Annotated in this window: 22 protein-coding genes; 12 read left to right on the plus strand and 10 right to left on the minus strand. The window is 63.7% G+C overall.

Going from position 1 to position 21861, the window contains the following annotated elements:
- A complete protein-coding gene (lpdA, locus tag ACP159_RS20655; protein WP_425101612.1) occupies positions 1–1737 on the plus strand; it encodes a dihydrolipoyl dehydrogenase in 1737 nt (578 codons plus the stop codon).
- Between the two features lie 293 nt (positions 1738–2030).
- On the opposite strand, the gene ACP159_RS20660 is transcribed toward lpdA, so the two are convergent.
- A complete protein-coding gene (locus ACP159_RS20660; protein ID WP_425101613.1) occupies positions 2031–2675 on the minus strand; it encodes a ChrR family anti-sigma-E factor in 645 nt (214 codons plus the stop codon).
- Positions 2672–3247: a sigma-70 family RNA polymerase sigma factor gene (locus ACP159_RS20665; protein WP_425101614.1), complete on the minus strand. Its 576-nt coding sequence runs from the start codon at positions 3245–3247 to the stop codon at positions 2672–2674. The genes ACP159_RS20660 and ACP159_RS20665 overlap by 4 nt, the downstream gene beginning before the upstream one ends.
- A gap of 219 nt (positions 3248–3466) precedes the next feature.
- On the opposite strand from ACP159_RS20665, the gene ACP159_RS20670 reads away from it, so the two are divergent.
- The 5 genes from ACP159_RS20670 (at position 3467) to ACP159_RS20690 (ending at position 7198) form a co-directional block, all read left to right on the plus strand.
- Positions 3467–4762 carry an NAD(P)/FAD-dependent oxidoreductase gene (locus ACP159_RS20670; protein WP_425101615.1) on the plus strand — a complete coding sequence of 432 codons (1296 nt, stop codon included), beginning with the start codon at positions 3467–3469 and terminating at the stop codon, positions 4760–4762.
- Positions 4759–5514: a DUF1365 domain-containing protein gene (locus ACP159_RS20675; RefSeq protein ID WP_425101616.1), complete on the plus strand. Its 756-nt coding sequence runs from the start codon at positions 4759–4761 to the stop codon at positions 5512–5514. Before ACP159_RS20670 ends, ACP159_RS20675 begins: the two co-directional genes overlap by 4 nt.
- Positions 5511–6071: a DUF3833 family protein gene (locus ACP159_RS20680; protein WP_425101617.1), complete on the plus strand. Its 561-nt coding sequence runs from the start codon at positions 5511–5513 to the stop codon at positions 6069–6071. The genes ACP159_RS20675 and ACP159_RS20680 overlap by 4 nt, the downstream gene beginning before the upstream one ends.
- Positions 6068–6799 (plus strand): SDR family NAD(P)-dependent oxidoreductase, encoded by a 732-nt coding sequence (locus ACP159_RS20685; RefSeq protein ID WP_425101618.1) that lies wholly within the window; start codon positions 6068–6070, stop codon positions 6797–6799. The genes ACP159_RS20680 and ACP159_RS20685 overlap by 4 nt, the downstream gene beginning before the upstream one ends.
- A gap of 81 nt (positions 6800–6880) precedes the next feature.
- Positions 6881–7198, plus strand: coding sequence for a DUF3775 domain-containing protein (locus ACP159_RS20690; RefSeq protein ID WP_425101619.1), 318 nt, complete (start codon positions 6881–6883; stop codon positions 7196–7198).
- Positions 7199–7204: 6 nt separating this feature from the next.
- On the opposite strand, the gene ACP159_RS20695 is transcribed toward ACP159_RS20690, so the two are convergent.
- Positions 7205–8458, minus strand: a complete 1254-nt coding sequence (locus tag ACP159_RS20695; RefSeq protein WP_425101620.1) for a DNA polymerase IV — start codon at positions 8456–8458, stop codon at positions 7205–7207.
- A 34-nt stretch (positions 8459–8492) separates the two neighbouring features.
- On the opposite strand from ACP159_RS20695, the gene ACP159_RS20700 reads away from it, so the two are divergent.
- Complete coding sequence (locus tag ACP159_RS20700) at positions 8493–8915, plus strand: NUDIX hydrolase (RefSeq protein ID WP_425101621.1); 423 nt, start codon at positions 8493–8495, stop codon at positions 8913–8915.
- A gap of 96 nt (positions 8916–9011) precedes the next feature.
- Here ACP159_RS20700 and ACP159_RS20705 read toward each other — a convergent pair whose 3' ends face one another.
- From ACP159_RS20705 to ACP159_RS20715, 3 genes are all read right to left on the minus strand, one after another.
- A complete protein-coding gene (locus ACP159_RS20705; RefSeq protein WP_425101622.1) occupies positions 9012–9311 on the minus strand; it encodes a hypothetical protein in 300 nt (99 codons plus the stop codon).
- A gap of 178 nt (positions 9312–9489) precedes the next feature.
- Positions 9490–10191, minus strand: coding sequence for an orotidine-5'-phosphate decarboxylase (pyrF, locus tag ACP159_RS20710; RefSeq protein WP_425101623.1), 702 nt, complete (start codon positions 10189–10191; stop codon positions 9490–9492).
- Positions 10164–10556, minus strand: coding sequence for a hypothetical protein (locus tag ACP159_RS20715; RefSeq protein WP_425101624.1), 393 nt, complete (start codon positions 10554–10556; stop codon positions 10164–10166). Before ACP159_RS20715 ends, pyrF begins: the two co-directional genes overlap by 28 nt.
- A 200-nt stretch (positions 10557–10756) precedes the next feature.
- On the opposite strand from ACP159_RS20715, the gene clpB reads away from it, so the two are divergent.
- A complete protein-coding gene (gene clpB / locus ACP159_RS20720) occupies positions 10757–13375 on the plus strand; it encodes an ATP-dependent chaperone ClpB (protein ID WP_425101625.1) in 2619 nt (872 codons plus the stop codon).
- A 68-nt stretch (positions 13376–13443) separates the two neighbouring features.
- Here clpB and map read toward each other — a convergent pair whose 3' ends face one another.
- From map to ACP159_RS20740, 4 genes are all read right to left on the minus strand, one after another.
- Positions 13444–14190 carry a type I methionyl aminopeptidase gene (gene map, locus ACP159_RS20725; protein WP_425101626.1) on the minus strand — a complete coding sequence of 249 codons (747 nt, stop codon included), beginning with the start codon at positions 14188–14190 and terminating at the stop codon, positions 13444–13446.
- A gap of 331 nt (positions 14191–14521) precedes the next feature.
- Positions 14522–15904 (minus strand): calcium-binding protein, encoded by a 1383-nt coding sequence (locus tag ACP159_RS20730; RefSeq protein WP_425101627.1) that lies wholly within the window; start codon positions 15902–15904, stop codon positions 14522–14524.
- A gap of 179 nt (positions 15905–16083) precedes the next feature.
- Positions 16084–16569, minus strand: a complete 486-nt coding sequence (locus ACP159_RS20735) for a fasciclin domain-containing protein (protein ID WP_425101628.1) — start codon at positions 16567–16569, stop codon at positions 16084–16086.
- A 188-nt stretch (positions 16570–16757) separates the two neighbouring features.
- Positions 16758–17198, minus strand: a complete 441-nt coding sequence (locus tag ACP159_RS20740) for a DUF302 domain-containing protein (protein WP_425101629.1) — start codon at positions 17196–17198, stop codon at positions 16758–16760.
- Between the two features lie 117 nt (positions 17199–17315).
- Here ACP159_RS20740 and ACP159_RS20745 point away from each other — a divergent pair, with 117 nt between their 5' ends.
- The 4 genes from ACP159_RS20745 to ACP159_RS20760 all read left to right on the plus strand — a co-directional run bounded on the left by ACP159_RS20745 (position 17316) and on the right by ACP159_RS20760 (position 21210).
- Positions 17316–18854 (plus strand): FMN-binding glutamate synthase family protein, encoded by a 1539-nt coding sequence (locus ACP159_RS20745; RefSeq protein WP_425101630.1) that lies wholly within the window; start codon positions 17316–17318, stop codon positions 18852–18854.
- A 119-nt stretch (positions 18855–18973) separates the two neighbouring features.
- Positions 18974–19876, plus strand: coding sequence for a protein-methionine-sulfoxide reductase catalytic subunit MsrP (gene msrP / locus ACP159_RS20750; protein ID WP_425101631.1), 903 nt, complete (start codon positions 18974–18976; stop codon positions 19874–19876).
- Entirely contained in the window at positions 19876–20496 is a 621-nt protein-coding gene (gene msrQ / locus ACP159_RS20755; protein ID WP_425101632.1) for a protein-methionine-sulfoxide reductase heme-binding subunit MsrQ, read from the plus strand. The genes msrP and msrQ overlap by 1 nt, the downstream gene beginning before the upstream one ends.
- A gap of 63 nt (positions 20497–20559) precedes the next feature.
- Entirely contained in the window at positions 20560–21210 is a 651-nt protein-coding gene (locus ACP159_RS20760; RefSeq protein WP_425101633.1) for a PEP-CTERM sorting domain-containing protein, read from the plus strand.
- Positions 21211–21861 lie beyond the last annotated feature (651 nt).

The raw sequence follows: 21861 nt of genomic DNA on the forward strand, positions 1-21861 counted from the left end.
ATGGACGTCAAAGTACCCGATATCGGCGATTTCAAGGATGTGCCCGTCGTGACCGTGCTGGTCTCGGTTGGCGACACCGTCAGCGCCGAAGACCCGCTCATCGAGATCGAAAGCGACAAGGCGACGATGGAAGTGCCCTCTCCGGCTGCCGGCAAGGTTACTGAAATCAAGGTGAAGGAAGGCGACAAGGTCTCCGAAGGCTCGGTCATTCTCGTGCTGGAAGGCGCGGATGCGAAAGCCGAGGCCTCAGCGCCAAAGGCCGACGCCCCCGCCGAGGCGCCGAAGTCCGTCGCCGCCACCGGCACGGCCTCCGGGCCAGGCGATGTGCATGCGGAAGTCGTCGTTCTTGGCTCCGGCCCCGGCGGCTACACCGCCGCCTTCCGCGCCGCCGACCTTGGAAAGAAGGTCGTCATGATCGAACGCAACCCGACGCTGGGCGGTGTCTGCCTCAACGTCGGTTGCATCCCGTCGAAGGCGCTCTTGCATGTGGCGAAGGTGATCACCGAGGCGGAGGAGATGGCCTCCCACGGCATCAGCTTCTCCAAGCCGAAGATCAACCTGGACGAGTTGCGCGATTTCAAGAACAGCGTGGTCGGCCAGCTGACCGGCGGTCTTGACGGTCTGTCGAAGGGTCGCAAGGTGCAAGTGGTTCGCGGCTATGGCAAATTCACCGGCCCGAACATGATCGAGGTGGAGGGAGACGAGGGCAAGACCACCGTCAGTTTCGACCAATGCATCATCGCAGCAGGCTCGGAGCCGGTGGCCTTGCCGTTCATTCCCGACGATGAGCGGGTGATCGACTCGACCGGCGCTTTGGAGTTGAAGGACATTCCGAAGCGGATGCTGGTGCTGGGCGGCGGGATCATCGGGCTGGAGATGGCCTGCGTCTATGACGCGCTTGGCTCGAAGGTCACGGTCGTCGAACTGATGGACCAGATCATCCCGGGCGCTGACAAGGACATCGTCAAACCCTTGATGACACGCATAAAAGGCCGCTACGAAAACATCTTCCTGAAGACGAAAGTGACCGCCGTGGAAGCCCTGAAGAGCGGCATGAAGGTGACCTTCGAGGATGAGAAGGGCGAGAGTTTTTCCGACACCTTCGACAAGGTCCTGGTGGCTGTCGGGCGCAAGCCGAATGGCAAGCTGATCAACGCCGAGGCTGCCGGTGTGGCGGTGGACGAGCGTGGATTCATTGCAGTGGATAGTCAGCAACGCACTGGTGTGGCTCACATTTTTGCAATCGGTGACGTGGTGGGCCAGCCGATGCTGGCGCATAAGGCGGTGCATGAGGGCAAGGTTGCGGCGGAAGTTTGCGCCGGGGAGAAGCGGTATTTCGATGCCAAGCTGATCCCTAGCGTGGCCTACACCGATCCCGAAGTCGCCTGGTGCGGCCTGACGGAGACAGAGGCTAAGGCGAAAGGCGTCAAGTACGAGAAGGGCGTCTTCCCTTGGGCGGCGTCGGGCAAGTCGCTGTCGAACGGCCGCTCCGAAGGCATGACGAAACTGCTTTTCGATCCGGAAGATCAACGGGTTATCGGGGCCTGCATCGTCGGGACAAACGCCGGGGACCTGATCTCGGAATGTGCGCTGGCAATTGAGATGGGAGCGGATGCCGTCGACCTCGGTCACACCATTCACCCGCACCCGACGCTGTCGGAGACGGTGAACTTTGCCGCCGAGATGTTCGAGGGCACCATCACCGACCTGATGCCGCCAAAGAAGAAAAAGCACTAAGCCGCAAGGCTAGGTCACCGTAAAAAGACAGGAGCGCGCGGTGGGGTTAGCCCAACGCGCGCTTCTCTTTGTCGCCATATGTTGGGGGTGTACGTGGTGACTGCCTGGTCGTTTCCTCGAAAAGGTGGTTAACGGGCGGAAATGTCTCAGGGGGTGCGGGGCACAGCCCCGCCCTACGTCGGGACAGTGACAGACAATCCGTGCGATCCGCCGCTGGCGTGGAGCAGGAGTATTTTTCGAAGAGAAGAAACCGGGGACGCGCCCTCGTCGCAGGCGTGGGCCGCCCCGGTTCGTCAGATTCCGACGAAGGGTTGCGCAAGCCGTGGCAGCCATCCCTTGAACCGCAGCGGGGCGTCGGTCACGGCAAGACAGATGCAGTCAGCCGAGATGTCCGCAACCGGCGTGTGTTCGAGATCGTCGCCCGCAACCTCGATGTCGCCCGCGCGGAAGGTGCCGCCCTCGTCGCTGAACGCGCCTTGGAGCACGAGGGTCAGTTCCAGACCGTTGTGACCGTGATCCGGCACGGCAGTTCCAGCAGGAATATAGAGCAGACGGGCGGTGGCCTCCGGCGATGTCCTGAGCACTGCCTGTTTCACACCCATACCGACGGGTCGCCATTTCACATCCGCCAGCGTCGCGCCGATGTAGTCGGTCAGCGGGGCGGGAACGTCGCCGCGCGGTTTCACCCGGGGCTCCGGAGCGGGGGCCGACTGGATGCGGGCAAGGACGCTGGCGAGGCTGCCCATGGCGAGGGAGGCCGGCGGTGCCGCTTCGACCAGCGCCCCGCCCACGGCGTCCTGCGCATGGAGCGCGGCGCGGCAGGTGTCACACATGCTGATGTGGGTCGCGATCACGAGATTCACGGCCTCCGGCAGGGTGCCGGCGGAGTAGCCCAGGATCAGGTCGTCGGTGAGGTGGTGCGTGATGGTGTGTGTCATTTGTCTATCTGGCTCATGGCGTGACGCAGGCGGTCGAGGGCAAGACGGATACGGGACTTGATCGTCCCGAGCGGCAGTCCGGTGACGTCCGCGATTTCCGAATGGCTCAGGTCTCCGAAATACGCCTTTTCGATCAACTCACGTTGTTTGGCGGGCAGGGCAGCGATTGCGGCCCCGAGGTGTTCGCTTTCCTGTTGCAGGCCCAGCGCGTCGGCCTGGTCCGGTTCGTGTTCGGGGCCCCATGCCAGTTCTTCCGGCTCGGGGCGGCGTTGCTTGCGCAACACGTCGATGCGGCGGTTGCGGGCGATGGTGAAAATCCAGGTCGCCACGGAGGCGCGGGCAGGATCGAACTGCGCCGCCTTGCGCCAGATCGTGGTCATGACGTCCTGCATGATCTCTTCCGCCGTGGCCGCGTCCGTACCGGATCGCATCAGCACACCCTTCACACGTGGCGCGAAATGCTCGAAAAGCGCCACGAAGGCGGCCTCGTCATGATCGTCGCGGATCCGGGCGATCAGGGTCACCCAATGCTCTGCTGCGTCGGTGTCGTTTCGAGTCACGGATCGTCTCATGCCTTTGCGCCTTGCCGGCACAGCTTTGCGCGGCAGCGCCGGGGGTTCAACCGGCAGGATGTCATCGGACAGAAGGGGCGTGCTTCCAAACATGTCCTTCTTACGCCGCGACGACGGGATCGGATCACAAACTGTTTCTTGGAAATTTCCGGCGTTTTTCATCCATTCGGAGAGTTGGCGCGTAAGTCTGGTCACATCAAGACAAAAAGGTGAGTGTTCATGCCCTTCGATCCCCGTCCCGCCCCGCCGCGCAAGATTGCCGTCATCGGAGGCGGCATCTCCGGCATGGGGGCGGCGCATCTGCTGGCGGATGACCACCTCGTTACGGTTTACGAGGCGGAAGGACGGCTCGGCGGCCATGCCCGGACGGTGCTGGCGGGCAAACGCGGCGACCAGCCGGTCGATACCGGGTTCATCGTCTATAATCGGGCAAATTACCCGCATCTCGTGGCGCTTTTCGAGTCGCTCGATGTGCCGGTGGTGAAGTCTGACATGAGTTTCGGTGCGAGCCTGCGCGGCGGGGCCATGGAATACGGGCTGCGTGACGTGCGTGCGGTGTTCGCGCAAAAGCGCAATGCGTTCAATCCGAAGTTCCTCGGCATGCTCCGCGATGTGGTGCGTTTCAACCGGGAGGCCCTGGCAGCGGCTCAGGACCGGACCCAGCCGCTCGGGGCGTTTCTCGATCAGCTGCGGATGGGGGACTGGTTCCGGCAATACTACCTGCTGCCGCTCAGCGGGGCGATCTGGTCGACGCCGGTGGAGAAGATCCTCGATTTCCCGGCCCATGCATTGGTGCAGTTCTTCGAGAACCACGCCCTGCTGCATCACACCGGGCAGCACCAGTGGTATACGGTGCAGGGCGGCTCGCGTGCGTATGTCTCGCGGTTGGAGGCGTCCCTGCTGCGGCGGGGGGCCGTACTGCGGACCGGCTGTCCGGTAGAGGCGGTGCGGCGGGAGCCCGGAGCAGCCTGGGTCCGGGCTCGGGGCAGTTGGGAGCGGTTCGACGAGGTTGTTTTTGCGACCCATTCGGACGATGCGCTGCGGTTGCTGGAGGATCCCGACGGAGCGGAGCGCACGGCCCTTGGCGCGGTTGCGTACCAGCCGAACCGCGTGGTGCTGCATGCGGATGACAGCGTGATGCCGAAGCGGCGGGCGGTCTGGTCGTCCTGGAACTACACGGAGACCGCGCGGAAGGCGATGAATCAGATCGACCTGACCTACTGGATGAACTGTCTGCAACCGATCCCGCAGGACGATCCGATGTTCGTGACGCTGAATTCGACGCGTCCGATCCGGGAGGAACTGATTTACGACGAGGTCACCCTGCGTCATCCGGTCTATGATCTCGGCGCCCTGGAAGGGCAGCGGCGGGTGGCGGAGAGGAACGGGGCGCGGAACACCTGGTTTTGCGGCGCCTGGATGAAGAATGGCTTCCACGAGGACGGTCTCGGTAGCGCCGTGGACGTGGCAGAAGCGCTGAAAGCGAAACTGGCGGACGGGGTCGCGGTGGCATGAGCGCGGTCGACCATATCGTCGGTCACACGTACCATGGGCGCAAGGGTGCCGTGCAGAACCGCTTTCGCTACGCCATGGACTACGTTCTTCTTGATGCGTGCGAAGACAGGGAGGTGCTGTTCCGGCAAGGACTATTCTCTGTGCGGAGGCGCGACCATGGCGGACCGCCCAGGCAGGGGCAGGGTGCAAACTGGGCGCGGGACGTGCTTCTGGCGCATCGAATCCATGCCGGAAAGCTGATGCTGCTGACGCAACCGCGGGTGTTTGGCTATGTGTTCAACCCGGTCTCCTTCTGGCTTGCGTATGATGGGGATGACCTTGCGGCGGTGATCGCGGAGGTGACGAATACATTCGGCGACCGCCATTCCTACCTGTGTCGCAAGTCCGATGGCAGCGCGATCACCGCAGAGGACCGGATCACGGCCCGGAAAATCTTCCACGTCTCGCCGTTCCAGCCGGTCGAGGGCGGCTATGTCTTCCGCTTTGACATCCGGGACGACCGCATCGGCATCTGGATCGACTTCAGCCACGGGGCGGGCGGGGTGATTGCCACGCTGGTGGGCAAACGTCAGCCATTGACACGCAAGGGCATGGCGCTTGCCCTGGTGCGGCGGCCGTTCGGGGCGCGGCGGGTGATGGCGCTGATCTTTTGGCAGGCATTGAAACTGAGACTGAAGGGCGCGCGGTATCGCAACCGCCCGGAGCCGCCCGAGGAAACGGTGAGCGGCAGCATGACGGAGGTGCGAGGATGATGGGGCTTGGATTCGCTCTCGGGGCGGCGGCCGTGTTGGGGCTGCTCTGGCTGAAGGGGCGGTTTGCCGGGTTCATGGCGCAGCGTCCGGACGACTATGCGCAGGACGTCCGCCAGATCGACATCCGGCGGGACCTGAACGGGCCGCTGATCTGCGAAGGCGTGATCTACGGGCCGCTCGGCCGTGTCGTCTCGCGGTTCACCGGCGACTTTGACGTGTCTTGGCAAGGCAACCGGGGCGTGATGACCGAGCATTTCAAATACGAAAGCGGCGGCGAGCAGCATCGGCGCTGGGAACTGACGCTTGGCAATGACGGCACCATCCGCGCCAGCGCACCGGACCTCGTGGGTGAAGGCACCGGCGCGCAGCGGGGCGGTTCGGTCTGCCTGCGTTATCGCATCCGCCTGCCTGAGGACAGCGGAGGGCATGTTCTGGACACCACCGACTGGATGTACCTGACCCCGAATGGAACCATCGTGAACCGCAGCCAGTTTTGCAAGTACGGGCTGAAGGTGGCCGAACTGGTGGCGACCATGCGAAAGGTGGAAGCGGTTTGAGAGAGTGGCAGGGCAAGCGGTATTGGCTGGTGGGCGCGTCCGAAGGACTCGGCGCGGCGCTGGCACACAAGTTGAGCACGGTCGGGGTAGACCTGGTCCTTTCGGCTCGAGGCGAGGAAGGGCTGCGCAAACTGGCTCACTCGCTGCCGGGGAAGGCAGAGATCGCACCGGTGGACGTGACGGATCACGCGGCGCTGGCGCGGGTGGCCGAAGACATCGGGCCGGTGGACGGTGTGATCCAGATGGCCGGGGTTTACTGGCCGTTCGGGGCAAAGCGCTGGGACGCGGAACAGGCCAACACCATGGCGCGGGTCAATTTCGGCGGCGCTATGGCGCTGGTCGGGACCGTGCTGCCGGAATTCGTGCGGCGGGACCGGGGGCATCTGGTGATGACTGGCTCGCTGTCCGGGTTCCGGGGGTTGCCGGACTCCGCGCCCTATTCCTCGTCCAAGGCTGGGGTGATGGTTCTGGCGGAATCGCTCTACGCTGACCTGCGCAAGACCGGGGTGGAAGTACAACTGCTGAACCCCGGGTTCATCAAGACCCGGCTCACCGACAAGAACGATTTCAAGATGCCGTTCCTGATGGAGCCCGAAGAGGCCGCCCAGCAGTGCTTCGAGCACATGACCGCAGGCGGGTTTAAGCGCTCTTTTCCCTTTGGATTCAGTCTGTTCTTCCGCCTGTCGCAGTTCCTGCCGGACTGGCTTTACTACCGCATCGTCAGCTGACCCGCCGGTTTGCGCAAGATCAAGGCCGACGAAAGCCGTGCCCTTCTATGATAGCCTGCAAACAGGTGAAGGAGAGGCGCGATGGACCAGATCAGTGTGAGGAAAGTGGCGGCGGTGATCGTCATGGCGCGGGAACTCAGCCGCGCCGAGGGTGAACTCCGGGCGCTGATCGACCGGATGGACGAGGAGGAGCAGGCGGCGCTGGTGGCGATCATGTGGATCGGGCGCGGCTCCTTCGATTCGGATGAATGGTCAGAGGCCTTTGCAACCGCCTACGGCGAGGCATCGACGCCCACGGCCGATTACCTGATCGGCACACCGCATCTCGCCGACAATCTCGAAGCCGGGCTGGAGGCGCTTGGCTACGACGCCCAGGATGAGGAAGACGCGGTCATGTGAGGCGCATCAGCGCAACGCCCGGCCTTTCAGGATGACTCCATCGCCGAACTTCGCGCGGAGCGCGTCGGTCGCGCGTTCCGCCTTGGCCCGCTGCAGGGCTTGTGGGTCCAGCAGGTCGGGCAACCGGTCGGCCATGCTCTCCGGGCAAAGGTCCGAGATGCCGCAGCCGATCAGGCGGAAGGGGCCTTCGCTCCTGACCTGATCGAAGAGCGGTTTCGCGGTGCGGTAGATGCGGTCGGCGATCTGCGTCGGCTCGGGCAGGGCGTGACGGCGGGTGATCAGCTTGAAATCGCGGCGCTTGATCTTGAGCGTGACGACCCGCCCGGCGAGGCCCTTCGCTTTCGCCCGGTCTGCGACCTTCTCCGCCATGCGCCACAGGTGCCCGTCGAGGATGTCGGGATCGGCGGTGTCCTCGCCGAAGGTGGTCTCGTTCGAGATGCTCTTCATCGGCGCGTCACGGGTGACACGGCGTTTGTCCTGTCCCCGCGCGAGATGCCACAGCCGGTCCCCCATGGAGCCGAAGCGGGCGGTCAGGTCCCGCAAGTCCCAACGCAGCAGGTCGTCGAAAGTCCGGATTCCGGCCTTCTCCAGTTGCGCCTGCGTCGCGGCGCCGACACCCCAGATCAGGCGGATGGGTTTCGGGCGCAGGAAGGCCTGCGTCTCCGCCTGTCCGATCACGGAGAAGCCGCGCGGCTTGTCGAGGTCGGAGGCGATCTTGGCCAGGAACTTGTTGTGCGAGAGACCGATGGAGCCGGTCAGCCCGAGCTCGTCTTTCATCCGTTTCGTCAAACGGGCGAGCATGACGGCGGGCGGTGCGCCGTGCAGGCGGGCGGTGCCGGTGAGATCAAGAAAGGCCTCGTCGAGGGAGAGCGGCTCGATGGCCGGGGTCAGCTCCTCCATCATGGCGCGGATGGCGCGGGAGGCCTCGACATAGACCGACATGCGGGGTTTGATGACCACGGCGTCCGGGCAGATTTGCAGTGCCTTGAACATCGGCATGGCCGAGCGCACGCCCCGGATGCGGGCGACATAGCAGGCGGTGGAGACCACGCCGCGCCTGCCGCCGCCGATGATCACGGGCTTGTCGGCCAACTCCGGGTTGTCGCGCTTCTCCACGCTGGCGTAAAAGGCGTCACAGTCCATATGGGCGATGGAGAGGCTGTAGAGTTCGTCATGCACGAGCACGCGCGGGCGGCCGCAGGCGGGGCAGCGGCGTCCGGTTTCGAATTGCGTGAGACAGTCGCGGCAAAGGGCGGGCATGGGCGCAGGATACAGCGGTTTGAAAGGGCAGGGAATGGCAGATGCACGTCAGACGTTCACCGGCGCGAAGCTGATGCTGTTTGCGGGCGACCGGCTGGTGGTGCTGCGGCGGGACGTGAAGCCGGGGCTGGTCTGGCCCGGGGCGCTCGATTTTCCGGGCGGCGGCCGCGAGGGCGACGAGACCCCGGAAGCCTGCGCCCTGCGCGAGACCCGGGAAGAGGTTGGTCTGCTTGTGCCGGAGACGGCGTTACAGATGGCGCATCTGCGTGTGGTGCCCAATCAGGTCAGCTGGTTCTTTGCCGCCCATCTGAACGAGGACGCGCTCGGGGACATCCGCATGGGTGATGAGGGGCAAGGCTGGCAGGCCATGTCGCCGGATGCGTTTCTCGCCGATGGCAGCGCCATCCCGCACTTTCGGAATGTCCTGCGCGGATATCTGACCAGAAAGAGCTTTTGACCTGGGTGGGCCGGGGCGAGAGATGCCCCGGCCCACGCGACCGCCGACTTTCGGGGGACAGTGAAAGCGGGCGGTTTCCGAATACGTGTTTCTAAATCAGGCGGCGCGGTGCCCGTGCAGCAGCGCCTGCCAGTCAAAGCCGCTTTTCTGCGGTTTCGGCAGCGGCTGCGGCGCCTTTTCGAGACGGCTTTTTATCGAGTCGGGCCGGTTGATCCGGCTCATCGCCGCCTGGTGCAGCGCCCGGCTGACCACCTCGAAATCGGTGTCGAGAGGGGCGTAGAAGCTGCTCGGGACGCGGCGGGTGCCGGTCGTGCCGTGAAAGGTAACCAGCGCTTCGAAGCACTGTTCTGCGGGGTTGTAGCGGATTTCCCCCAGTTCCGTCTTGCTGCGCGACATCTGAAATGCCTCCTGTCATGGTATCCACGTCGGACGCGGGTTCCTGTGGATAACTTTCAGATGGGCATTCTGTTCCAACACCGGAAGGGGGACTCACGCAGCCGTGTTCCCCGTAGCATTCCGCCACGCGGTTTTCGACCGAAGGCCGGGGCGTGTCGAGGCGCGGCGAGCGGGCGCGTTACGCGTTGAGCTCGGCCACGATGGCCTGCGCGGCGGCACGGGGGTCTTGCGCGGTGTGGATCGGACGCCCGACGACGATGTGATCGGCGCCGTTGGCGATGGCGCTGGCCGGGGTCGCGATACGCTTCTGGTCCCCGGCATCGGCCCCGGCAGGGCGCACGCCGGGAGTGACGATCAGCTTGCCCTCGGCTTCCGGCAGGGCCCGGATCAGGGCGGCCTCGTTCGGGGAGGCGATGACACCGTCGGCACCGGCTTCGAAGGCGCGGGCGGCGCGGGCGGTGACGATCTCCGCGATGTCGCCGGGCCGGATCAGTGCACCGTCGAGGTCGTCGCGGTCGAGCGAGGTCAGGATGGTGACAGCGAGGATTTTCAGGTCCTTGCCGCTCGCCCCCTCCTTCGCGGCGCGGACCACGTAGGGATCGCCGTGCACGGTGAGGAAGTCGAGGTCGTACCGGGCAATCCCGCGCACCGCGTGCTCGACCGTCGCGCCGATGTCGAAGAGCTTCATGTCGAGAAAGATGCGCTTGCCGAAGTCCTGTTTGAGCTCGTTGGCGAGCGCCAGCCCGCCGCCGGTGAGCATGCCGAGGCCGATCTTGTAGAAGGAGACCGCATCGCCGATGGCATTGGCCATCTGCAGACCGTCCAGTGCGGTCGGAACGTCGAGGGCTACGATCAGGCGGTCATCGGCGGGGGTGGACATGGTGGCACCTTTCTGCGGCGGAAGGGAGTTCGCTCGCTTTTGGGTGCAGGGGCGGGAATCGTCAAGTCCGCTGTGCACGGCGGGGTCGGGTCCGGCCTGTCCGCCGAGGTCAGGCCATGGGGGAGGATGCCGGGGGCAAAGCGGATTTCCTCCCCGTTCAGATACTCCGGCATCCGCCGCGCCTGTTTCAGCGCGAGGGCCAGAAGGCGCAGGCGATGGCGGCTCTTGAGCACCTCGACGGCGTGGGGCACGGTCAGCGGGATCTGGACCCGCGTGCTGTCCGTGATCAACGCGACGCAGCCGCTGCCCGACCCGCCGGGAAGATCGGCGCGAAACCCGGAAAACTCGACACGTTTGATGTACATGGTCCTGCCTCTGAAGATGCGGAGGTTTCGCATGTTTCATTTAAGATTCCGTGCATTACAGAAAGTTGCATTTTTGCAACTTGGCGCTCTTGAACCCGGACGCGCGGGCCTCCATCTTGATCGCAGAGGCCCCACCGGCCGCGTGCCGCCAAGCCGGGCGCGAGCCAATCCCAAGGGGCGCTTATGGAAGGAGAGAAACCATGAACTTGGAGAAGTTCACGGAACGGTCGCGCGGATTCATTCAGGCCGCACAGACCATCGCAATGCGGGAAAGCCACCAGAAACTGGCGCCCGAACACCTGCTGAAGGCCCTGATGGACGACGAGCAGGGCATGGCGAGCAACCTGATCAAACGCGCGGGCGGCGAGCCGTCCCGGGTGATGCAGGTTCTGGACACCAAACTTGCGCGTATCCCGAAAGTGACCGGCGACGCCGGGCAGCTCTACATGGATTCGGCCACCGGCAAGGTGCTGGACGAGGCGGAAAAGCTGGCGTCCAAGGCTGGCGACAGTTTCGTGCCGGTCGAGCGCATGCTGATGGCGCTGGGCATGGTCAAGAGTGCCGCGAAGGAGGCACTGGACGCGGGCAAGGTGACGCCGCAGGCGCTGAACACCGCGATCAACGACCTGCGCAAGGGGCGCACGGCGGACAGCGCAAGCGCCGAGGAAGGCTATGACGCTCTGAAGAAATACGCGACGGACCTGACGGAGCGGGCGCGTGAAGGCAAGATCGACCCGATCATCGGCCGCGACGAGGAAATTCGCCGCGCGATGCAGGTGTTGTCGCGTCGGACCAAGAACAACCCGGTGCTGATCGGCGAGCCGGGCGTGGGCAAAACCGCGATTGCCGAGGGTCTGGCCCTCAGGATCGTCAACGGCGACGTGCCGGAATCGCTTCACAACAAGCGGCTTTTGTCACTCGACATGGGCGCGCTGATTGCCGGGGCGAAGTATCGCGGCGAGTTCGAGGAGCGTTTGAAGGCCGTGCTGTCGGAGGTGACTTCGGCGGCCGGTGAGGTGATCCTGTTCATCGACGAAATGCACACGCTGGTCGGCGCGGGCAAGGCGGATGGCGCGATGGATGCATCGAACCTCTTGAAACCGGCGCTGGCACGGGGCGAGTTGCATTGCGTGGGCGCAACGACGCTGGACGAGTACCGCAAGCACGTCGAGAAGGACGCGGCGTTGGCGCGGCGGTTCCAGCCGGTGTTCGTGCAGGAGCCGACGGTCGAGGACACGATCTCCATTCTGCGCGGCATCAAGGAGAAGTACGAGTTGCACCACGGCGTGCGGATTTCGGACTCCGCGCTGGTGGCCGCGGCGACGCTCTCGCATCGCTACATCACGGACCGCTTCCTGCCGGACAAGGCCATCGACCTGATGGACGAAGCCGCCAGCCGTCTGCGGATGGAGGTGGACTCCAAGCCCGAGGAACTGGACGCGCTGGACCGCGACATCCTGCAAAAGCAGATCGAGGTCGAGGCGCTGCGCCGCGAAGACGATCAGGCGTCGAAGGACCGGCTGGCAAAGCTGGAAGTGGATCTGGCGAACCTGCAGGAGCAAAGCGCCGAGATGACCGCCAAGTGGCAGGCCGAGCGCGACAAGCTGGCCGGTGCGCGGGACATCAAGGAGAAGCTCGACCATGCGCGGGCGCAGCTTGAGCAGGCCAAGCGGGTCGGTGATCTGGCGAAGGCCGGGGAGCTGTCCTACGGCGTCATTCCGCAGCTGGAGAAGCAACTGGCCGAGGCGGAGTCGCAGGATGATAGTGACGTCATGGTCGAAGAGGCCGTGCGCCCGGATCAGATCGCTTCGGTCGTCGAACGCTGGACCGGCATCCCGGCGGGCAAGATGCTCGAAGGGGAGCGCGAGAAGCTGCTCGGGATGGAAGCGAACCTGCACAAGCGGGTGATCGGCCAGAACCAGGCAGTGACGGCGGTGGCCAATGCGGTGCGCCGGGCGCGGGCGGGGCTGAACGACGAGAACCGGCCTTTGGGGTCGTTTCTCTTCCTCGGACCGACGGGTGTTGGCAAGACCGAGCTGACGAAGGCCGTCGCGGAGTTCCTCTTCGACGACGACAACGCGATGGTGCGCATCGATATGTCGGAGTTCATGGAGAAGCACGCGGTCGCCCGTCTGATCGGTGCGCCTCCGGGCTATGTCGGCTATGACGAGGGTGGTGTTCTGACCGAAGCCGTGCGGCGCCGTCCGTATCAGGTCGTGCTGTTCGACGAGGTCGAGAAGGCGCACCCGGATGTGTTCAACGTGCTGTTGCAGGTTCTCGACGATGGCGTGCTGACCGATGGTCAGGGCCGGACTGTGGATTTCAAGCAGACGCTGATTGTGCTGACCTCGAACCTCGGCTCGCAGGCCCTGAGCCAGTTGCCGGAGAACGGTGACGCGGCGCAGGCGAAGCGCGACGTGATGGACGCGGTGCGGGCGCATTTCCGCCCCGAGTTCCTGAACCGTCTCGACGAGACCATCATCTTCGACCGCCTTGCGCGGAAGGATATGGACGGCATCGTCGACATCCAGATGGCGCGGTTGCTGAAGCGGCTGGCGGCGCGGAAGATCCGGCTGGAGCTGGACGACGCGGCGAAGCACTGGCTGGCGAACGAAGGCTATGATCCGGTGTTCGGCGCCCGCCCGCTCAAGCGCGTGATCCAGCGTGCCCTGCAGAATCCTCTGGCGGAGATGCTGCTCGCGGGGGATGTGAAGGATGGCGACATTGTTCCGGTCAGCGCCGGGGCCGAGGGCCTGCTGATCGGCGATCGGGTCGGGGCGACCAACCGTCCCAAGCCGGACGACGCCGTCGTGCATTGATCGGTACGTGAAAACAATAAGCCCGGCACCCGCGAGGAGGCCGGGCTTTTCGCTGTCTGCCTTGGCGCTTATCCGGGCATCGTGACGATCATCGCGCCGCGGTCGGTGGCGACGACCGTGTGCTCGTATTGCACGACGGGCGCGGCGGGGCTGCTGTAGAGCGTCCAGCCGTCAGCGCCCTGGTCGGCCCAAAGACCGCCCGTGGACAGGAAAGGTTCGACCGTCAGGACAAGGCCGCGATTGATGCGCCGCCGGTCGCGGTTGGGCCATGTGGCGATCTCGCCCGGTTCTTCATGCAGCGCCCGGCCGACACCGTGGCTGGCGAGATTGCGGATCAGGGTATACCCGCGCGAATTGGCGAACCGGCCGATCGCCTTGCCGATCCCGGCCAGGGGCTTGCCCGCGCCGACCTGTGCTATGCCGATCTGCATGGCGCGGTTTCCGTCGCGGCAGAGCCTGTTCAGCGATGGCTTGACCGGCCCGACCCGAAAGGTCGCGCCTGTGTCGGCGAAGAAGCCGTTCTTCGAGGCGGATACGTCGATGTTCACCAGATCGCCCGCCTGAATGACCCGCGTTCCGGGAATGCCGTGCGCGATCTCTTCATTGATGCTGATGCAGGTCGCTCCGGGAAAACCGTAGGTGCTTTGCGGCGCGGAGACCGCATCATCGGCCTCCAGCAAGGCCGCGCCGATCCGGTCCAGCTCCAGCGTGGTCATGCCCGGCTCGATGGCCTTCGCCATGGTCCGCATGGTGTTGGCGACGATACGGCCGATCTCTTTCAGCCCGTTGAGTTCGTCTTCCTGCGTGATGGTCATGGCCTGTCTGTCCTCCTGATGCCTACCCTATCGCGGCACGGCTCGGATGGCGAGGCGCTGCCGCATAGCGGTTTGGGTACAGCCTTCGGGAGGCCCATCCTTCGGCGCATGTCTCAAAGCAATCACCCGGTCTGGAAACGGCGGCGCAGGATGTTGTGTGACTTCAGGACGAGCGGAATACACCACGTGAGTCCGATTGACCCTCCGTGCCGCAAGCCTTGCGACCATGGTGCACCGTGCCATCGCAAGCGCCGATCGCCTTCTGCAACCTTCGGCATACGATGAGATCGCGGCCGCCCTGTCCCGGAGGCGCCCGTTTTTCAGGGCACCCTCAGTACAGCACGGTCATGTCGTCGAAGTCCGTAATCGTGAGACCCTCGACGAGGATGCTGCCCTGTCCCGCGATGTCGATTTCCAACCCGCCTGCGACAGTCGAGAGACCGAGCGCCGCCGCCCCCGGCAGGTTCAGCGCCGACAGGTCGAGAATATCGTCCGAGGGAAAGAAATCCTGGATGATGTCGCTGCCGAAATCCGGATCGAAGACAAAGACATCGGTTCCGGTGCCGCCGCGCATGAGATCGCTGCCCGGGCCGCCGTTCAGCGTGTCGTTGCCTGCGCCGCCTTGCAGCGTGTCGTTACCGAGCCCGGCGAGCAGCCAGTCGTTGTCGTTTCCGCCCCAGAGCAGGTCATTGCCGCTCTCGGCTTTCATCACGTCATTGCCGTTGCCGCCATAGAGCGTGTCCGCCCCGGTGCCGCCATAGAAGGTGTCGTCGCCGTCGTTGCCGAAGAGCAGGTCATGGCTGTCGCCGCCCTTGAGAAGGTCGTCGCCGTTGCCGCCGAGCAGCGTGTCCTCGCCGTAGTCGCCTGAGAGTGTGTCGTTGCCGTCCCCGCCGCTCAGCAGATCGTCGCCGGAGAAACCGTAGAGCTTGTCGTCGCCCGCGTCGCCATAGGCCACGTCGTCGCCGGAGCTGGTGTAGAGCGAGTCGTTGCCGTCGCCGCCGTAGAGCGTGTCATCGCCGGATTCCCCGAACAGCAGGTCGTTTCCGCTGCCACCCTTGAGCGTGTCGTCCCCGGTGCCGCCCCAGAGGGTGTCCTCATCCGCTCCGCCCTCGAGCAGGTCATCGCCGGAGCCGCCGCGCAGGGCGTCGTCGCCGTCGCCGCCCCGAAGCGTGTCGTCGTGGTTGCCGCCGTGCATCTGGTCATTGCCGGGGCCGCCGTCGAGCAGGTCGTCGCCATAATTGCCCTGGAGGGTATCGTCACCCGCCTCGCCAAGGAGGGTGTCGTTGCCATAGCCGCCCTGCAGGAAATCGCCGCCGTCCCCGCCGTAGACTGTGTCATTCCCGTTCCCGGCGAGCAGACTGTCGTTTCCCGCGTCGCCGGAGAGCAGGTCATTGCCCCAGCTGCCGTTCAGGTAGTCGTTGCCATCGCCGCCACGCAGGGTGTCGTTGCCGCTGCCGCCGCGCAGTGTGTCGTCATCGGCACCGCCGTCGAGGAGGTCGTTGCCGGCACCGCCTTGCAGCGAGTCCTGTCCGTCACGGCCATAGAGCGTGTCGTTGCCATTGTTGCCGAAAAGGCTGTCGTTGCCAGCACCGCCGTCCAGCGTATCGCCGCCGTTGCCGCCGCGCAGATGATCGCCAAGCGACGTGCCGAGAATGGAGTCACTCCCGCTCGTGTACGTGTAGAATAGCGATTGGAGGTTGGGTGGGACTGCCATCTGGTGCTCGTTCCTGCTGCGCGACAATCCGATAAATTCTTAATAATTGTGGTCAAATTGAGGCCAATTTTCGGGACGCCGAAAATACTTGCGGTCTGATGCGCCTGCGTCCCCGTCTCATGAAAAAACCCCGCCGCGCTGGGCGCGACGGAGTTGATTGCTTCGGTCTTTGGCCGGGATTATTCCGGCATGATCACCGCGTCGATGACGTGGATCACGCCATTGGACGCTTCGATGTCCGCCTGCACGACGTTGGCCTCGTCCACCATGACGCCGCCTTCGGTCATGATGGTGACTTCATCGCCTTCGACGGTGGCGGCCATCATGCCGTTAGTCAGGTCGGTGGACATGACCTTGCCCGGCACCACGTGGTAGGTGAGGATCGCGGTCAGCTTGTCCTTGTTCTCCGGCAGGAGCAGCGACTCGACCGTGCCTTCGGGCAAGGCTTCGAATGCGGCGTCGGTCGGTGCGAAGACGGTGAATGGACCGTCGCCCTTCAGCGTGTCCACAAGGCCCGCGGCCTCTGCAGCGGCGAGCAGCGTGGTGAAGCTGCCGGCCTCCGCAGCGGTGTCGACGATGTCCTTGGCCATGCCGTGGCTTCCGGCGAAGGCGGGGGTGGACAGGGCGGTGGCGGCGATCAGGGCAAGGGCAGTTCTGCGAAACATGTCGGTCTCCTCCTGGGAACAGGTCAAAGGGTTGCAGATGTGTCCTTCACATCTTGCACACTCCTACGCGGCGGTTATCACGGCGGATCAGTGCGATTTCGGGCGTCCTCGACCTTGACGAAAAAGGCGCCCGGCCTAAGCCGCGCGCCTTTCGGGTTTCCAATCGAATTAGCGTGAACAGGCGTGATCTATTCGAGACCGATTGCCGCCCGTGCGATGCCGTCGAGCATCTCCTGCACTGCCTGCATCGCGCCCTCGGGATAGGTGCGGAAGCCGATGGTCGTGACGTCCGGTTTCTCCGGGCGGACGATGACGAAGATGTCGTAGGGACAGAAGACCACGTTCATCGGATCGGCTTCCATCACCTGGCGGCTGATCTGCGCCGAACAGAAGCTGTAGATGTCCGCCTGTTCGAACAGCACCACGTCGGAGCCGACATCGGCGCGGGTGCGCTCCAGCATCTCGCCGGTGTGGCTGATGTGGTCGACGACGAGGCCGGCGTCGAGGATGGCGTTCTCGAGCCCGAAGACGACATCATCGAAGCTCTGATCGGTGTCGTAAGTGATCATGTCCTGTGCTGCGGCGCCGGTCCCGATGACCAGCGTGGCTGCGAGCAAATATTTTCGCATCTCTCTCTCCCATTCACGAATCCCACAGAAACTGTGGTTAATCCTGCCTGATGTGACAGAGTAGGGCACAAGCGCGGATTTGCAGTGAGGCAAATCAACACATTCCGGGAGGTGAATATGGTTTTCGCAATGATCGTGCTGCAGTACCTGGCCCTGTTCTTCGTTTTCATGATCGGAGTCGCGGTCCTGCTCGCCGTCGTTTTCTTCGTGATCGACCGGACGCAGACGGCGGATGCCATTCTGCGCAATTATCCGGTGATCGGGCGGTTCCGCCACCTGTTCACCACTCTGGGTGAATTCTTCCGGCAATATTTCTTTGCCATGGACCGCGAGGAGATGCCCTTCAACCGGGCGCAGCGCAACTGGGTGGACGAGGCGTCGAAGGGCACGTCCAACTCTGTAGCGTTCGGATCGACGCGCAACCTCAACATCCCGGGAACGCCGATCTTCATGAACGCGGTCTTCCCGCCGTTGGACGACCAGTTCGGCAAGACGGAGCCGATGGTTTTCGGTCCGACCTGCCGAGAGCCCTACGCCGCGCCGTCGATCTTCAACATCTCCGGCATGTCCTATGGCGCGCTGTCGAAACCGGCAGTGCGGGCGTTGAGCCGGGGAGCGAAGCTGGCCAACATCTGGATGAACACGGGGGAGGGCGGCCTGTCGCCGTTCCATCTCGAGGGCGGTTGCGACATCGTCTACCAGATTGGCACGGCGAAATACGGCGTGCGGGACAAGGAGGGCAACCTCTCGGACGAGAAGCTGCGCCAGATGGCGGCGCATCCGGAAGTGAAGATGTTCGAGATCAAGCTGAGCCAGGGGGCGAAGCCCGGCAAGGGCGGAATCCTCCCCGGCGAGAAGGTCTCGAAGGAGATCGCGGAGATCCGCGGCATCGAGGAGGGCAAGCCGAGCATCTCGCCGAACCGCCACAAGGAAGTGGACGATTTCGGCGATCTGCTCGACCTGATCCACCATATCCGCGAGGTGACGGGCAAGCCGGTGGGATTCAAGACCTGCATGGGCTCCGCCGACCCCTGGTTCGACTTCTTCAAGCTTATCCGGGAGCGTGGCACGGACTACGCCCCGGATTTCATCACCGTCGACGGCGGGGAAGGGGGGACGGGTGCTGCGCCGATGCCGCTGATGGATCTGGTCGGGATGCCGCTGAAGGAGGCGCTGATCCGCATGGTCGACCTGCGCGATCTCGCCGGGCTGCATGATCGTATCCGCATCATTGCCTCCGGCAAGCTGACGCAGCCGGGCGATGTCGCCTGGGCGATCTGCGCCGGGGCGGACGTCGTGGCCTCGGCCCGGGGGTTCATGTTCTCGCTTGGCTGCATTCAGGCGATGAAATGCAACAAGAACACCTGCCCGACCGGCATCACGACTCATGACAAGGGGCTGCAGCAGGGGTTGGTGGTCGAAGAGAAAGACAAGCGCGTGGCGCGCTACGCCAAGGCGGTGATCCACGAGGTCGAGACCATCGCCCATTCCGTGGGCGTGGCCGAACCGCGGCTGATGCGGCGTCGGCACGTGCGGCTGGTAAAGGATGATGGCTCGTCCGAGCAGATGAACGTGCTGTTCCCCTCGGTCAAGTTGACCGGCGATCCGACCGGCGGGCATCCGATCTTCCAGGAGGCCCTCAAGCGAATGAGCTAGAGCCCTGACTGCAAAGCCGATTGTTACAGCGCCCCGACGCATATGTGAGACGACGTGGTTTGGCGGATCAGGCGATCTCGCTTATTTCTTGCCGCAAGGACACACGAGGAGACACCACGATGGCCAAGCGCTGGACCAACGACCTGACCCATGACGACATCACGCCGGAGCGCGTGTTTCTCAACCGCCGACAGTTGATCGCAGGGCTTGGCGCAGGGTCGATCCTCGCCGCCACGCCGGGCCAGTCGCGTGCGCAGGACGCACTGGAGCCAAACAGCTACGAGGACATCACCAACTACTGCAATTACTACGAGTTCGGCACGGGCAAGACCGACCCCGCCGCCAATGCCCACACCCTGACCACCTCGCCGTGGTCGGTGAAGATCGACGGGATGGTGGACAACCCCGGCGACTATGCCCTCTCCGAGATCATGGAGAAGATGACCATCGAGGAGCGCATCTACCGCTTCCGCTGCGTCGAGGCCTGGTCGATGGTGGTGCCGTGGAACGGTTTCGAGCTGGCCGACCTGCTTCAGATGGCGGGGGTGAAACCGGAGGCGAAGTATGTCGCCTTCGAGACCGTGCTGCGCCCGGACGAAATGCCCGGGGTGCGCTATCCCGTGCTCGACTGGCCCTATGTCGAGGGGCTGCGACTCGACGAGGCCAAGCATCCGCTGACGATCATGGCGACGGGCCTTTACGGCAAGCCGCTGCCGAACCAGAACGGTGCGCCATTGCGACTGGTGGTGCCGTGGAAGTACGGGTTCAAGTCAATCAAGTCGATTATCCGCATCACCCTGACCGATACCCAGCCGCCGACCTCATGGAACAAGGCGAACGCGCGGGAATACGGATTCTACAGCAACGTGAACCCGGAGGTCGACCATCCCCGTTGGTCGCAGGCCACGGAACGGCCGCTCGGGGGTGGGCTGTTCTCCCGCCGCAAACCAACACTGATGTTCAATGGATATGACGAGGTGGCCGGGCTTTATGAGGCCATGGACCTGCGGAAAAACTTCTGATGAAAGACCAGATCAACGCTTTTGCCCGCCGGGTTCCGACTTGGGTGGTTTATGTCTTGCTGGCCCTGCCCGCACCCTGGCTCTTTTATCTCGGTCTCACCGGCGGACTCGGCGTGGAGCCGATCAAGGCGCTGGAACATGAATACGGGCAGTGGGCGCTGAAACTGTTGATCGCCGGGCTCTGTGTGACCCCGCTGCGCCGCCACGCGGGCATCAACCTGTTGAAATTCCGCCGCAGCCTTGGCCTCATGGCTTTCTTCTATGTCACAGCGCATCTTGCCGTGTGGTTGTTCCTCGACGTGCAGATCGCCAGCCAGATCTGGGCCGACATCCTGAAGCGCCCCTATATCACCATCGGCATGGCGGCCTTCGTGCTGCTCATTCCGCTGGCGCTGACCTCCAATCGCTGGTCGATCCGCAAACTTGGCAAGCGCTGGCAAAGCCTGCACAAGCTGGTCTATGCAGCGAGCTTGCTTGGAGCCCTGCACTTCGTGATGCTGGTCAAAGGCCTTCAGATCGAGCCGCTGGTCTACATGGCAATCGTGATCGGTTTGCTTCTTTTCCGGATCAAGACACCACGTCGTGATTTTTGGCTCCGTCAAGCTTCGCGCGGCGGTTGAATTCTTGACGACCTGAACAGCCATTCGTATCCTCCGTGCATTGCCTGATCATGGAGTATTTGAATGAGACGTCTTGCCATAGCTGCCGCTTTTTCGATCTGCGCCCTGAGCGCCGAAGCTGCGGTCATCGATTTTACCGACAACACCTTCTCGAGCACGCCGGTGTATGCCTTCGGGACATCGGGGCCAATCACGCAGTTCACCGAAAGCGTAGACGGTGTCACGTTTACCTTTGCAGGCGGACAGTTCCGCAATGTCGGCCCTTGGGGGGCAGGCGAGTTGGGCACGACGCCGCCCTGGGCGCTGAGTTTCGGTGGCGGAGGTGGCAATCCGTCGGTGTTTACCATGACGGCCAGCGCTGATGTCCTGCTGAACAGTTACATCGGCCACGGCCCGCTGAATTCCGGAAACCTGACCGCGATCTTCGATGTCACCGGAACGGGCGTTTCGTCGACCGGCAACACCTTCAGCAACTTCGGCGCGTTGGGAGATCCGGGTCTGACCTTCAGCTTTGCCGGAGGTCCCCTCAGCCTGCTGGGTGGTGTGACCTACACGTTCACGACGACAAACGGCTCGGCGAATACCGCGTCGACCTTCAACAGTTTCAACGTTACGGTTGCATCCGTGCCCCTGCCGGCCACCCTGCCGCTTCTGCTGTTAGGACTCGGTGCGTTCGGACTACGGCGCAAGACATCCAGGGCCGCAGACGTCTGAATCGCGATGACGCCGCACCAAACAACGTGATGGGACGGAGAACCCGGGCCATGGGGCCCGGTTCTTCCATTCGATAGCCGGCGACCCAGCGAATCCGAACGATGAAGCGTCGAGGTTTCTGCTGACTCGGGTGCGACTCCCCGGCCCGACTCGCGTTTCTATGGCGCTCTCTTGGGGGGATTCCTGTGAGCACCCCCAGATATAGAAGGCAAGGTTTCTGCCCTGCAGAAATTTCGAGCGGCCACAGCAGGAGGTATAGTCGTGATATGGCTGTAATCATCTGAGAAAAAAGACTTTTCCAGCAAGATGAAAAAAAGATGACATTTCCGGAAAATCCCTCTTGCGGACCCCCGGCGCAATTCGTAAATACCCCCTCACCGGCGGCGCTGAGGTGCTGATCGGGAGGCCGGACGGGACGGCGGGGCGGTGCTCCGGGGGACTGGACGGTAACATATCAGAGGCATATCCGGGCGGGCGCGCCGAACAAGTCAGGGCGCATCCGGTTGGTTTTTGCTTCTGCGCTATTTGACATCGCGAGTATCTGAAGAGATATGTGGGCGGCTTGGGTTCATTTCGATGGATCAAATGTCTGCATATCAACGCTGGTAGGGCTTCGGTCCGATGATCCAGTGTCAGCTTCACTGTTTGGAC

The organism is Tropicibacter sp. S64, assembly GCF_049803835.1.
Taxonomy (GTDB): Bacteria; Pseudomonadota; Alphaproteobacteria; order Rhodobacterales; family Rhodobacteraceae; genus Pacificoceanicola.